Raw genomic sequence first — 13329 nt, 5'->3', positions numbered from 1 at the left:
CCCCGCGAACTACGCTGAGACGATGCCCGACTCCACCGCGATCCGCGCCCACGCCGAGGATCTGGCCGCGTTCGTCGCCGCCTCGCCGTCCAGCTTCCACGCCGCCGCGGAGGTCGCGCGACGGCTTCGGGATGCCGGGTTCACGGCGCTCGCCGAGGACCAGGCGTGGCCGCACGCTGCCGGCGGCAAGCACCTCGTCGTCCGCGACGGCGCCGTCATCGCGTGGGTCGTGCCCACACGGGCGGACGCCGCGACGCCGGTGCGCGTGTTCGGTGCGCACAGCGACTCGCCGGCCTTCAAGCTCAAGCCGAAGCCCACGACGGGCCGCCTCGGCTGGCTGCAGGCGGGCGTCGAGATCTACGGCGGACCGCTGCTGAACTCGTGGCTCGACCGCGAGCTGCGCCTCGCCGGCCGCCTCGTCCTCGACGACGGCACGACCGCGCTCGCCGCCACCGGGCCCCTGCTGCGCCTGCCGCAGCTCGCGATCCACCTCGACCGCGAGGCGAACGACCACCTCGCCCTGAACAAGCAGGCCCACACCCAGCCCGTGTGGGGACTGGGCGACGCGGCATCCGCCGATCTGCTCGGCGAGCTCGCCGACGCGGCCGGCGTGGATGCCGCGCGCATCCGCGGCTACGACGTCGTCACCGCCGACGCGGCCCCGGGCGCGGTCTTCGGCAAGGACGACGCGTTCTTCGCGAGCGGACGCCTCGACGACCTCGCCTCCGTGCACGCCGGGGTCGTCGCCCTCGCCGCTGCCGACGCCGACGCCGACCACATCGCGATGCTCGCCGTGTTCGACCACGAAGAGGTCGGCTCCGCGACCCGCTCCGGGGCGGCGGGGCCGTTCCTCGCCGACGTGATCGAGCGGATCCAGCTCGGGCTCGGAGCCGATCGCGACCAGCAGCTGCGGGCGCTCGCGGCATCCTGGTGCGTCTCGAGCGACGTCGGCCATTCGGTGCACCCGAACTACCCCGACAAGCACGACCCGGTCGTCCAGCCCGTGCTCGGCAGCGGCCCCATCCTCAAGATCAATGCGAACCAGCGCTACGCGACGGATGCCGCGGGCGCCGCCGCCTGGCACGGCTGGTGCGACGCGGCCGGGGTCGTCTCGCAGGAGTTCGTCTCGAACAACGCCGTGCCGTGCGGGTCGACCATCGGCCCGATCACGGCGACGCGTCTCGGCATCCGGACGGTCGACGTCGGCATCCCGATCCTCTCGATGCACTCCGCGCGGGAGCTCGCCGGGACGGCGGATCTCCACGCGCTCACGCGGGTGGCGGCGGCGTTCTTCGCCTCCGACGGGTCGCATCGGGTACACTGAAGCGCTGTGTCCCCGACGGGGACGCGAAGTGCATCTACCTGCTCCACCCAGCCATCCGGCCGCGACGTCGCGGCGGGAACGCGGCCCCGGATCCATTCGGAGGGCAAGGCGGCACGTGAATAACGAGCCGATGTCCCGGAGGATTCTGTGCACCACCCCTCGACCGCACGCGGTCGGCAGTCGCTGATCGCGCACACCGGCTGGTCGTACTGGCCGATCGCCTTCATCGCGCGTCTGCCGTTCGCGATGATGACCGTCGGCGTGCTGATGCTCGTCGTCCACGCCACCGGCTCCGTCGGCTTCGGCGGGCTGACCTCGGCGGCCGTCGGCATCGGCGTCGTCATCGCCGGCCCGATCATGGGCGACCTCGTCGACCGCCACGGCCAGCGCCGTGTGCTCGTCCCGATCGGCCTCGCGAACGGTCTGCTGCTGGCCGTGTTCCCCCTCGTCGCGACCGGCGGGATGCCCGAAGGGGTGGTCCTGGCCGCCGCCCTCGCGATCGGGCTCACCGGTCCGCAGGCCGCCGCGATGTCGCGCAGCCGCCTGCTCGCGATCGTCGCGGCCCGCATCGCCCCGGAGCGCCGCACGACGACCACGGCACGGTTGATGTCGTACGAGTCGGCGGCGGATGAGACCGCGTTCGTGATCGGCCCGTTCCTCGTCGGCATCCTCGCCGCCCTCATCGCGCCGTGGGCGCCCATCGCGATCGCGGCCGCCCTGAGCTTCGGGTTCGTGCTCGCCTTCGCGCTGCACCCCACGGCCCGGATGCTGCAGAGCCGCGCCGACGCCGACGCGGAGCGCGCCTCGTTCCGCGCGGTCCTGACGCGGCCCCTGCTCGTCCTCGTCGCGGCGACCTTCGCCGTCGGCATGTTCTTCGGCTCCACGCTCACCTCGCTGACCGCCGTCGCCCGCGACGCGGGAGACGAGGCGCAGGCCGGTCTGCTCTACGGCCTGATGGGCATCGGCTCGGCCGTCCTCGCGCTCGGCGTCGTGCTGCTTCCCGCGCGCTTCGCGCTGCGTCACCGGTGGCTGGCGTTCGCGGCCGTGCTGACCGCGGCATCCATCGGGTACGCGACCGCGGCGGGACTGGGCGCCGTGGCCGTGTGGCTGCTGGTGATGGGGCTCGGCGTGGGGCCGACCCTCGTGACCCTGTTCTCCCTCGCCGGCCACCGCGCGCCGCAGGGCCGTTCGGCGACGACCATGACGCTGCTGAGCTCGGCGCTGACGCTGGCGCAGGCGCTGTCGGCCGCGTTCACGGGCTGGCTGGCCGAGCAGGTGTCGGTGGGCGTCGCGATGGTCGTGCCCGCCGTCGCCGCCGCGATCGTGCTCGCGCTCGGCGCGTGGAACGTCGCGATCGAACGCCGCCGCCCGGTCGCACCCGTTCATCCGTCCGGCGAGGTCGCTGTGCCGGCGGCGTGGCGGCACGACGGGACGGACGAACGCGCCCGCGTGCGCTGACGCGTAGACTCGCGACCCATGACAGAGGATGCCGCAGCCCGCACGATCGTGATCACGGGGGCCAGCAGCGGCATCGGCGCCGCCGCCGCGCGTCAGCTGGTGCTGGCCGGGCAGCGCGTGGTGATCGTCGGCCGTGACCGGCGTCGTACGCAGCTGGTCGCCGGCGAGCTGGGCATGCCGTTCCACGTCGCCGATTTCGCCGTGCTCGCCGAGGTGCGCGCGCTCGCGGAGGAGCTGCTCGCCGCCCATCCGCGCATCGACGTGCTCGCCAACAACGCCGGCGGCATCTTCGGCGACCGCACGGTGACGGTCGACGGCCTGGAGGCGACGTTCCAGACCAACCACCTCGCGCCGTTCCTGCTCACGAACCTGCTGCGCGAGCGCCTGGTCGACAGCGGAGCCTCGGTCATCCAGACCTCGAGCGTCGCCGCACGCCGCTTCGCCCGTTGGGACATCGACGACCTCAACGCCGAACGGCGCTACTCCGCCAGTGCGGCCTACGGAAACGCGAAGCTGGCGAACGTGCTGTTCACGAAGGAGCTCGCCCGGCGCTGGGGCGGCGACGGGGTCGCGGCGGCCGCCTTCCACCCGGGGGTGATCGGCAGCAGCTTCGCGTCGACCGCGAAGGGCGCCTGGCGGTTCCTGTACACGAACCCGGTCACGAGCCGGCTGCTGACGTCGGTGGACGTCGGCGGCGCGCGACTGGCCTGGCTGGCGCTCGGCAAGCCCGGTCTGGACTGGGAGTCGGGCGGCTACTACGAGGCCAACCGCCCGGCCCGGACCTCGCCGCTCGCCGCCGATCCGGTGATGGCGGGGCGCCTGTGGGAGCGCAGTGCGGAGATGGTCGGTCTCTGACCTCGTTCATCCGTCCCGCGTGGTCGCCACGGCGGCGCGGAAGCGGCGGAACGGGACGGACGAACCGGCGGTCACTCGACGAAGCGCACCCAGTTCGCGCCGCGGCCGGTCTCGGCGCGCTGGCGGCGCTCGAGCTGCGCGCCGTCCGCCGCGTAGAGCGTGACGGTCGTCGACTTCTCCCCGGCCGCGACGAGGTAACGCCCCCCGAGGCCCGTGGCGAAGCCGCGAGGCTGCTGCTCGGTCACGGTGAAGGACTCGGCATCCGCGACCGTCCCGTCCGCGGCGACCGGCACCGCGGCCAGCGTGCTCTCGGTGCGCTCCGACGCCCACAGCACCGCGCCGTCGGTGCCCCAGTGCAGGTCGGCGCCCCAGATGTAGTGATGGGCGAGCGGGTCGGCGCCGAACTCGCTGTGGCCGAGGCCCTTCGACCTGTCGAAGGCGGATGCCGCGCCCACGAGCTCGAGCGTTCCCGCGGCGGTGTCGCGGCGGTAGTGCAGCACCTCGCCGGAGAACTCGGTCAGCACGTACACGGCATCCTGCGCGTCGTTGAGCACCAGGTGGCGCGGGCCGCTGCCGGCCGGGGCCGCGGCGGTCGCGGGCTCGAGCGGGACGAGCGAGAGGTCGTCGGCGAGGGCGTACTGGGCGACGAGGTCGGCTCCGAGCGAGACGAAGTACGCGAAGCGGCCGTCGGCGCTGGCGAGCACGGAATGCAGGTTCGGGTAGGCGATCCGCGAGACCGGCGCGCCGACGGAGCCGTCCGCGACGGGGCAGCTGATGCCGTAGCCGCCGCCGTAGCTCGCGCCCAGGAGGGCGGTGCCGTCGCGCGTGAGCGCCAGGTAGTTCATGCCGCCGCCCGGCAGGTCGAGCCGCGACACCGTCGTCAGCCGACCGCTCTCGCGATCGAGCGCGAGGGTCACGATCCCGGCGGGCTCGCCCTTGACCGCCGCGTAGACCAGGTCGCGCGCGGCGTCGACGGCGAAGGTCGAGCATCCGGTCAGACCCTCGGTGACGGCGAGCCGCTCGAGGGCGCCGTCGGCGAGGCGGAAGGTCGAGATCGAGCCGTCCGCGGCGTTGGCGACGAGGACGAGGGGAGTCGTTGCGGTCATGGCTCCAGCGTAGGCGGCGGCGCGTACGCTGGAGTCACCGCAGCGACGACCGGAGGACTGACCATGGCGCGCATCCTGCTCATCGGCGGACACGGCAAGGTGGCCCTGCTCCTCGAGCCGCTCCTGGCCGACCGGGGCCACGAGGTCACCGCCGTCATCCGCAACCCCGCCCACGAGCACGAGGTCTCCGCCACCGGCGCGCACCCGCTCGTCGCGGATGTCGAGCGTTTCGACCTCGACCGGCTCACCGGGCTCGTGAGCGGCTTCGACGTCGTCGTGTGGTCGGCGGGCGCGGGCGGGGGAGACGCCGCCCGTACCTACGCGGTCGACCGCGACGCGGCGATCCGCACGATCGACGCCACGCGTGCCGCGGGGGTCTCTCGCTTCGTGATGGTGTCGTACTTCGGCGCGGGGCCCGATCACGGCGTCGACCCCGAGGACGGGTTCTACGCGTATGCCGAGGCGAAGGCCGCCGCGGACGAGCACCTGCGCGCCAGCGGCCTCGCCTACACGATCGTCGCGCCGTCGGCGCTGACGCTCGACCCGCCGGCGGGGCTCATCGACGTGGATGCCGAACGGAGCGCGTCGGTGTCGCGCGCCGACGTCGCGGCCGTGATCGCCGCGGTGATCGACGAGCCGTCGACCGTCGGGCGGACGATCCGCTTCAACGCGGGCGCGACCCCCATCGCGTCGGCGCTTCGGCGCTGAGCTCCGAGCCGCGGCATCCCGGTCGCCCGCGCGCTTCAGCGTCTACGCTGGAACCATGAGCAGGAGCACTCTCGGGACCGTCGTCGGGGTCGTCGTGGCGATCCTCATCGCGTGGGTACTGGTGAACGTGGTCTTCAGCGTGCTGTGGTTCATCGCGAAGATCGGCGTCGTGCTCGTGGTCGCCGTGATCGTGTTCTTCTTCCTGCGCGGCGCCTTCGCCCGCGGCGACGACTGATCGCCGCCCGCTCCGTGCCCGCTGCTACGGTCGAGGGGCGCGGACCGCGAGAGGACGCGTGGATGCCGAGGGAGGCAACGTGACGGAACGGACCAGCTGGATCCTCGTCGACGGTGAGAACATCGACGCCACGCTCGGCGGATCGATCCTCGGTCGTCGACCGCAACCGGACGAGCGACCGCGCTGGGACCGCCTCCTCGGGTTCCTCGAGGAGCGGTGGCAGCAGCCGGTGCGCGGGCTGTTCTTCCTCAACGCCTCGACGCACCTGCCGATGCCGTTCGTGCAGGCGCTGCTCGCGCTCGGCTACACGCCCGTGCCCCTGTCGGGTCCGAGCGACGCGAAGGTGGTCGATCTGGCGATCCAGCGGACCCTCCGCGCGCTTCGCGATCGCGGGGGCGACGTCGTGCTCGTCAGCCACGACCGCGACTTCGTCGACGATCTCGCCGTCCTCGCCGACGAGGACCGGCGGGTGGGCCTCATCGGATTCCACGAGTTCCGCAGCAGCGAGTTCGCCGCCGTGCCGGGCCTGGAGTTCTTCGACCTCGAGTACGACGTGCACGCGTTCGACGCCGTCCTGCCGCGGGTGCGGGTCATCCCGATCGAGGAGTTCGATCCGCTGCAGTTCCTCGGCTGAGACCGCGTCGCGCCGCCCGCGCCGCTGCTCGGATTCCAAGCCCGCACACAGACGAACGATATATCGTTGACTATCGTCGAATCGTCGACGCGACATCGGGAGGCATCATGAACGACTCATTCGCAGGTGCAGACTTCGGCGGACGCCGGCCGGGAGCCCACGGCTTCGGCGGGCGCGGGTTCGGCGCGGGAGCATTCGGCGGAGGTCCGGGCGGCATGTGGGACGCGATGGAGAACCTCCGCGCGTCGTTCGAGCAGCGCACCGGCCCGCGCATGGGACGCGGGGACGTGCGCGCGGCGGTGCTCGCACTGCTCGCCGAACAGCCCATGCACGGCTACCAGATCATCCAGGAGATCGAGCAGCGCAGCGGCGGGGCGTGGAAGCCCAGTGCGGGCTCGGTGTACCCGACCCTGCAGATGCTCGCCGATGAGGGCCTGATCGCCGCCGAGGAGGCGAACGGGCGCAAGACCTACAGCCTCACCGACGCGGGTCGCGCCGAGGCCGACGCGGCCGCGGAGCGGACGGCACCGTGGGAGACGCCGGGCCAGCGCGACGGCGGGCGCATGAGCGCGCTGCCCAAGGCCGGGTTCGAGCTCGCTCAGGCCGTCGCGCAGGTCGGACGCACCGGCACGCCCGCGCAGGTGCAGCAGGCCGTGGATGTGCTCGACGAGGCGCGTCGCCGCATCTACGCCCTCCTCGCGCAGGACTGACCGGCGTGCCGTCCGGGTCCCGCGCGCGATACCGGCGCATCCTCCGCTTCGCCGCACTGTCGCTGGCGCAGACCTGGTGGTACGACCTGTTCCTCCCGCGCGTCGGGCTGCGCCGGCTGGCCGAACGTTCGCGCAGCGCCCGGATGCAGCGCATCGCACGCCGCTTCCACGCGCTCGCCGTCGACCTCGGCGGCCTGATGATCAAGGTCGGGCAGTTCATGTCGTCGCGGCTGGACGTGCTGCCGCCGGAGATCACGCAGGAGCTGGAAGGGCTGCAGGACGAGGTGCCGCCGGTGCCGTTCGCGCTGATCCGCGCGGCCGCCGAGGCCGAGCTGGGCCTGCCCCTCGAACGGGCGTTCGCCTGGTTCGACGAGTCGCCGGTGGCGGCGGCATCCCTCGGGCAGGCGCACCGCGCGCGGCTCACGCCGGCCGATGCGACGCTCACCGGTTACGGCGCGGTGATCGTCAAGGTGCAGCGGCCCGGGATCGATGAGATCGTCGAGGTCGACCTCGCCGCCCTCCGTCGTGTCGCGGGCTGGCTGAGCCGCGTGCGGCTGGTGTCCGACCGGGTCGACGCCCCGGCGCTCGCGGAGGAGTTCGCGGCGACCTCCCTCGAGGAGATCGACTATCTCCACGAGGCGCAGAACGCCGAGCGCTTCGCCGCCGACACCGCCGCCGATGCCCGGGTCGCCGTCCCGGAGGTCGTCTGGGAGCGCTCGACCCGCAAGGTGCTCACGCTCGAGGACGTCACGGCGATCAAGATCTCCGACGTCGACGCCCTGCGCGCCGCGGGGATCGACCCGTCCGAGGTCGCGCACGCCTTCGCGACGACGATGTTCACCCAGCTGTTCCGCACGGGCTTCTTCCACGCCGACCCCCACCCCGGCAACGTGTTCGTCACGCCGCGACCGGCGTCGGCGGATGCCGCGGCGCCGCCCTGGACGCTCACCTTCATCGACTTCGGGATGATGGGCACGGTCGACACGCGGCTGCGCTCGGGGCTGCGCACCGTGCTGCTGGCGGTCGCCGCGCGCGACAGCAAGCGTCTGGTCCAGGGCATCCTCGACGTCGGTGCGCTCCTGCCCGGCGCCGACACCCGTGACCTCGAGCGCGCCTACTCGAAGCTGTTCGCGCGCTTCGGCGGGATGGGCTTCGCGCAGCTGCGCGAGGTCGATCCGCGCGAGTTCCGCGACTTCGCGGAGGAGTTCGGCGACGTCGTGCGGACCCTTCCGTTCCAGTTGCCGGAGAACTTCCTGCTGATCATCCGCGCGATCTCGCTGACGTCGGGCGTCTGCAGCACGCTCGACCCCGAGTTCAACATCTGGGAGAGCGTCGAACCGTTCGCCGGCCAGGTGCTGCGCGACGAGGGCGGCAACGTCGTCAGGGACGCCCTCGCCCAGGTCGGCGAGGTGCTGGCCACCTCGTGGCGGCTGCCGGGGCGTCTCGACGGCCTCATCACGGGTTTCGAGGAGGGCACGGTCGCCGTCGACATGTCGCGGCTGGAGCGGCGATTGGACCGTCTGGAGCGGATCGCCTCGCGAGGGCTCGCGGCGATGGTGTTCGGCATCCTCCTCATCGCCGGCATCCTGCTGCGCGCCACCGACGGGGTGTTCGGCACCGTGCTGATGGCGGCATCCGTCGTGCCGCTCGTCATGACGCTGCTGCCGCGGTCGGGTCGACCCCGACGGTGAGGCCGCCGCGTCAGCGCGCGGCGGCGCGCAGGAGCGCGTCGACGACCGTGGGCGTCGCGTGCGGCGCCACGTGCAGGTTGAGCGCCGGCTCGACGAGCTCGACTTCCAGCAGCACGAGGCCGTAGCGGCGCGAGCGCACCGTGTCGATGCGGGCGTACAGGGGGAGGGGTCCGCCGGTCACGGTCTGCACCGCGCGCACGACCTCGGTCGCGAAGGCGATCTCGTCGTCGAACGCGGGGACCTGCTCGGGATGCTCCTCGTACACGCCGCCGATGAGACCGCCGCCCACCTCCAGCAGCGCACCCTTCGAGATCGCGTGGGTGAAGACGCCGTCGACGAGGTAGAGGGCCTTCTCCCATCCGCGCGAGAGCTCCGCCACCTCGGGCTGGATCATCGCCGTGCCGCCGCCGTCGATGATCCGCGCGGCGAGGGCGAGCGCCGCCGGGTCGGCGGCGTCGAACAGCCCGGTGTCGCGGGCCCCCGCCGACACCGACGGCTTCACGACGGCGCGTTCGTGGGCACCGAGGGCCGCGCGAGCCTCGTCGACGCTCCGCGCGTAGGCGGTCGGCACCACGCGGATGCCCGCGCCGTCCAGCTCGGCCAGATAGTGCTTGTCGAGGTTCCAGCGCATCGTCGCGGGGGCGTTCACGACACGCGTGGACGCCTCGGCGCGGTCGAGCCATGCCTGGAACTGCGCGGGACGCTCGGGGTAGTCCCACGGCGATCGGATCGCGAGCAGGTCGAACGCGGCGAGGTCGACGCGATCGTCATGCCAGACCACGGCGTCCGCCGCGGCGCCGCGGCTGCGAAGAGCGTCGAGCAGCAGCGGGGTGTCGTGGTCGGGGTCTTCGTCGGAGTAGGCGTCCGTCACGACGATGCCGATTCGCGGCGCAGGCGAGCTCACCGCTCCACCCTATCGACGGGCGTGCCCGCCCCCGCGCCGTCCGCCGCCGGGAGGCCGTAGCCTGAACGGGTGCCCTCAGAACCTGCTCTCGACCCCGCGGGCGGGGGAGCACGGGCCGAGCTGATCGCGCTCGCCACCGGCGGCGAGGGCTGGAGCGTGCCGTTGCGCGAGCTGCCCGCCCCGGTATCGGCGCGGCCCGCCGCCGTGCTCATCCTGTTCGGTGTGCTCGACGCGGTGCCCAGTGCGCACGACGCGCAGGATGCCGCGGTCTCGCGCGAGCTCGATGTGCTGCTGCTCGAGCGTGCCACGACGCTGCGTGCCCACCCCGGCCAGGTCGCCTTCCCCGGCGGTCGTCTCGACCCCGGGGATGCCGGTCCGATCGCGGCCGCGCTGCGCGAGGCGGAGGAGGAGACGGGGCTCGACCCCGCGGGCGTGGAGGTGCTGGGGGCGCTTCCCTCGGTTCCCCTCGAGTTCTCCGGTCACCTCGTCACGCCCGTGCTCGGGTGGTGGCGGCATCCGTCGCCCGTCCGCGTCGTGGACGACGCCGAGTCGGCCGCGGTCTTCCGCGCCCCCGTCGCGGACCTGCTCGACCCGCGCAACCGCGCCGTCACCGTGATCGAGCGCGACGGCCGGATCTGGCGCGGACCGGCGTTCGAGGTTCAGGGGCACCTGGTGTGGGGCTTCACGGCGATGCTGCTCGATGCCCTGTTCGACCGCCTCGGCTGGACCGAGCCGTGGGATCTCGGCGATCGGACCCGTCGTATCCCGCTGCCGTCCTGACCCTCGGTCGACATCGAGGCTTCCCCGCGGCTGATAGGATCGTCGGCGGAAGTGTGTCCGAGCGGCCTAAGGAGCATGGCTGGAATCCATGTAGGCGGGGTAACTCGCCTCGCAGGTTCAAATCCTGTCACTTCCGCTCCGCCGAGAACCCCGTCCACGCGAAAGCCTGGGCGGGGTTCTCGCACCTTGTGTCGCTCTGACGTGTTTGGAAGCTCAGCAGAGCGGCCTCAGGGTTCGTTGACGCATACCAAAATGGGGGCAGTTCTGCGCTTCGCCAAGAACTCCACGGGCGGGCGCTCCAAGCCCTCACCTTGAAGCAACCACAGCAAGCAGTCCCTACTGAGTAGCTCGTGATCAGCGCGGGACGGATCGAGCCGGACAAGATGTCCCCTACCCGCGCAGCAGACCCGTATAAGGGTGAGATCGGATGGCATGTGCATCGGTACTACCAGTGGGTAGTGCTCGTCAGTGGAGGAGTAGGGCATGTCCGATCAAGACCTCGCGCGCTGGGAGGACGTCATGTGGGAAGTGCGAACTCTCGCACGGGACTACCCGGAGCGCGCAGAGAATCTATGGCTCAAGGGCTTCCCGAACGGCTCATGTTCAATCGTCTCGTTCGCGATCGGCGCGGTGCTTCACCAGCGGTATGGCGAGGTGTGGCAGCTCGTGTCAAAGGCAAGCGGATCTACGTCGCACACTTGGTTGACTCGTCAGCTTGATGCAGACACTTGGGTCACCATCGACGCGACGATGGACCAATTCCCACAGGTCGCGGAACATCCCTTCGTAGGGTACGGCCCCTCGCCCGTCGACCAGCAGTTCTTCCCGGATTATGCGCCGACCATCATGGCGACCGACAAGGTTCCTGACTGGTGGCATCACGGGGCCACCCGCGAGGTCTACGCCTGGATGTTCCCTCAACTTGGCATCTCAGCAGAAGCAGCCGGGGTCGGTTAGCCGTGATCGTCCGTCTGGTCTGAAAGCACGTCTGCATTGTCCGCCAGCGTCATTTCGTTTCGAAGTCGCTGGCTAGCTTCATCCCACAGAAACCGGTACTCGTCGATGCAGTCGGCGTGCGTTGCGAAGAGGATTACTCCGGCACTGAGGAGCGAGTCCGCAACCTTCAGCACCTCGGAGATGGCTTCAATCTTTGGTACGGACGAGCACAGACCACCTCCTACCTCAGTCCTATCATGTAGCTCGAAGTCCGGCCAGCGCTTACCGTGTGCGGCAGCCGCTGCGCACCTCCACACACGTTCAGCGGCATCAGCGCTTTTCATGGCGGATGGCTCATTGAGGTCTAGGAACTCTGTGGCCTCGCGGATCATGTCGAGGTACTTCGGTGGGCGGAAGGTGCGGGCTGTGACGCCGAGGGCCGCGAAGATAGGGTCTCGACGCCCCCTTAGCTCAGTGATGGCCTCCTCATCGACAGCCGCCTTCAATTGTTCATTCAGGTCCCACGTTGCGAGTTTGATGTAGCGCGCGGCGCGCGCTGCTGGCTCCTCCGGGCTAAGCATCCAGATGGCTTGTGCTGCGGCTTCGATCGCAGCTCGCGCCAGCGTAAAGACAGGGCGCAACGTATGCACCAGCACGGCCTCGGGGTTGAACTTCAGCGGGACCGCGTAGTCCGCCCATAATGTCATGTGGTCAGCCGCGGACTCCAGGAGGCCATGACAGAACCAGGCCATGTTCCCGAAGGGATCGTCTGCAGTTGGGCGCAGCGACGAGCCCTCCTTCGGAGGCATGAGGCGGGCAAGCACCTCGGCGTTAAGACGTCCACTCTGCGCCACTTCTATCCAGGGAAGTATGGCTTCACGTTCAACGGGCTGCGGCGACAGCGGCCCGTACTCGGTCTCCACTACTCCTCCTGAGTGGCTCGCTTTCCACCACGGATCGTGCTCATCCTAGGTCGAGCGCAACAGTCGCTACTTCGTCCTGGCCGTGCGACGAAGGGACCGCTCGGTAGCAGTGCCTGTTGCCAGGTTGCTGCCGAGTGGTGAGGCTAGACCCCCTTCTTCTTAGCGCCTTTCGCCGATGACTTCGATTGGGCCTTCGCGAAGAGGCATGTTCTGCATCTTTGACACCCAGTAGCTTGCTGCCACTGGGTTACGACCGAAGCCGACACCGTCAGGCTCGGCGGGGAACGCATACGGTCCCGTGAGCACCCACGTCTCACGCAGTCCGGGCGCCTTCGGCTGGACCGCAGTACCATCCATGCTCAAGCTGAACGAGTACGTAGCGCCGGTGTCCTGGCCGTCGTCAACGTGCACCGAGAAATTGCTCTCGATTCCGGGTTGATCGCTTTGGCGTGCGTCGTAGATCGCGATCCACTCGTTGAGAGAACGAGTTACCTCCCAATATCCGTCCACTGTTTCGTCTGGACCCAGGAGCACGTCTTCTCGGCCTTGCCTAGTGCCGAGCAGATCCAAGCCGAGTGGTGTGAGGACGGGCTCCCTAAGGGCGCCGTGCAGCACGAAACGTGCAGTTCGAGCACCGGTATTTCTTAGTGCCACGGCAACTCGCACCATGATCGGCTGGTCGCCATCGTTGACGTGGAACACGTGACCTTCGGGCCATGGTTGAGGAAATCCCGCCGACACGGTGCTTGGTGCGAGAAAGCTCAGCGTCCCGGATCGGACCTCTAGGTCAGCGCTCGGAGCGTTAAGGGCGATGCGAGACTTGAGTGCTTCGATGCTCATCAGAGCGGTATGCGCTTGTGCCGCCCGAGCCACGTCGAGTGAGTCTCGGGCTAGCTGCAAGCTGCCCTCGGCTTCCGATAGTGCCTTCCTTGTGAGGACGGCTTGCCAGATGACCGCGGTGGCGGCGATTGCTGCGACGACGACCGCGGCACCTTGCACGATCACGGCGGGGTCATCCCAAGACGTCATGGATACAGTATGGCGACGGGTGGCGACGTTGAACTA

Annotated in this window: 14 protein-coding genes and 1 tRNA gene; 11 read left to right on the top strand and 4 right to left on the bottom strand. The window is 70.4% G+C overall.

All coding sequences use genetic code 11. The annotated features are described in order from the left end of the window. Window positions 1-22 precede the first annotated feature (22 nt). The 3 genes from AC1Q49_RS08700 (at window position 23) to AC1Q49_RS08690 (ending at window position 3637) form a co-directional block, all read left to right on the top strand. Window positions 23-1324, top strand: a complete 1302-nt coding sequence (locus tag AC1Q49_RS08700; protein WP_492491657.1) for a M18 family aminopeptidase — start codon at window positions 23-25, stop codon at window positions 1322-1324. Between the two features lie 147 nt (window positions 1325-1471). Next, window positions 1472-2782 carry an MFS transporter gene (locus AC1Q49_RS08695; protein WP_101305782.1) on the top strand — a complete coding sequence of 437 codons (1311 nt, stop codon included), beginning with the start codon at window positions 1472-1474 and terminating at the stop codon, window positions 2780-2782. 18 nt (window positions 2783-2800) lie between these two features. Beyond that, window positions 2801-3637 carry an SDR family NAD(P)-dependent oxidoreductase gene (locus AC1Q49_RS08690; protein ID WP_492491655.1) on the top strand — a complete coding sequence of 279 codons (837 nt, stop codon included), beginning with the start codon at window positions 2801-2803 and terminating at the stop codon, window positions 3635-3637. 71 nt (window positions 3638-3708) lie between these two features. Here AC1Q49_RS08690 and AC1Q49_RS08685 read toward each other — a convergent pair whose 3' ends face one another. After that, the gene (locus AC1Q49_RS08685) at window positions 3709-4743 is read right to left on the bottom strand and encodes a lactonase family protein (protein ID WP_492491653.1); all 1035 of its coding nucleotides are present in this window, start codon (window positions 4741-4743) and stop codon (window positions 3709-3711) included. A 63-nt stretch (window positions 4744-4806) separates the two neighbouring features. On the opposite strand from AC1Q49_RS08685, the gene AC1Q49_RS08680 reads away from it, so the two are divergent. The 5 genes from AC1Q49_RS08680 (at window position 4807) to AC1Q49_RS08660 (ending at window position 8721) form a co-directional block, all read left to right on the top strand. Beyond that, complete coding sequence (locus AC1Q49_RS08680; RefSeq protein ID WP_492491651.1) at window positions 4807-5451, top strand: NAD(P)H-binding protein; 645 nt, start codon at window positions 4807-4809, stop codon at window positions 5449-5451. Window positions 5452-5506: 55 nt separating this feature from the next. Further along, complete coding sequence (locus AC1Q49_RS08675; protein ID WP_060959994.1) at window positions 5507-5686, top strand: hypothetical protein; 180 nt, start codon at window positions 5507-5509, stop codon at window positions 5684-5686. A 79-nt stretch (window positions 5687-5765) separates the two neighbouring features. After that, window positions 5766-6320, top strand: coding sequence for an NYN domain-containing protein (locus AC1Q49_RS08670; RefSeq protein ID WP_492491649.1), 555 nt, complete (start codon window positions 5766-5768; stop codon window positions 6318-6320). Between the two features lie 107 nt (window positions 6321-6427). Further along, window positions 6428-7030: a PadR family transcriptional regulator gene (locus tag AC1Q49_RS08665; protein WP_061782340.1), complete on the top strand. Its 603-nt coding sequence runs from the start codon at window positions 6428-6430 to the stop codon at window positions 7028-7030. A gap of 5 nt (window positions 7031-7035) precedes the next feature. Further along, the gene (locus AC1Q49_RS08660; protein ID WP_492491646.1) at window positions 7036-8721 is read left to right on the top strand and encodes an ABC1 kinase family protein; all 1686 of its coding nucleotides are present in this window, start codon (window positions 7036-7038) and stop codon (window positions 8719-8721) included. A 10-nt stretch (window positions 8722-8731) separates the two neighbouring features. On the opposite strand, the gene AC1Q49_RS08655 is transcribed toward AC1Q49_RS08660, so the two are convergent. Further along, window positions 8732-9625: an ATP-grasp domain-containing protein gene (locus tag AC1Q49_RS08655; protein ID WP_492491644.1), complete on the bottom strand. Its 894-nt coding sequence runs from the start codon at window positions 9623-9625 to the stop codon at window positions 8732-8734. A 69-nt stretch (window positions 9626-9694) separates the two neighbouring features. On the opposite strand from AC1Q49_RS08655, the gene AC1Q49_RS08650 reads away from it, so the two are divergent. From AC1Q49_RS08650 to AC1Q49_RS08640, 3 genes are all read left to right on the top strand, one after another. Next, window positions 9695-10405 carry an NUDIX hydrolase gene (locus AC1Q49_RS08650; protein WP_492491642.1) on the top strand — a complete coding sequence of 237 codons (711 nt, stop codon included), beginning with the start codon at window positions 9695-9697 and terminating at the stop codon, window positions 10403-10405. Between the two features lie 47 nt (window positions 10406-10452). Next, a tRNA-Ser gene (locus tag AC1Q49_RS08645) sits at window positions 10453-10541 on the top strand. 347 nt (window positions 10542-10888) lie between these two features. Further along, window positions 10889-11362 carry a hypothetical protein gene (locus tag AC1Q49_RS08640; RefSeq protein WP_492491640.1) on the top strand — a complete coding sequence of 158 codons (474 nt, stop codon included), beginning with the start codon at window positions 10889-10891 and terminating at the stop codon, window positions 11360-11362. On the opposite strand, the gene AC1Q49_RS08635 is transcribed toward AC1Q49_RS08640, so the two are convergent. Beyond that, on the bottom strand, window positions 11359-12264 hold the full coding sequence (locus tag AC1Q49_RS08635; protein WP_492491638.1) for a hypothetical protein: 906 nt from the start codon (window positions 12262-12264) through the stop codon (window positions 11359-11361). The genes AC1Q49_RS08640 and AC1Q49_RS08635 overlap by 4 nt on opposite strands. Window positions 12265-12423: 159 nt before the next feature. Continuing rightward, window positions 12424-13293, bottom strand: coding sequence for a hypothetical protein (locus AC1Q49_RS08630; RefSeq protein WP_492491636.1), 870 nt, complete (start codon window positions 13291-13293; stop codon window positions 12424-12426). Between the last annotated feature and the right edge of the window lie 36 nt (window positions 13294-13329).

This window comes from Microbacterium sp. MPR-TSA4 (assembly GCF_058792815.1).
The sequence above is the reverse complement of the archived record's forward strand: the minus strand, read 5'-3'. Positions and strand labels throughout refer to the sequence as shown.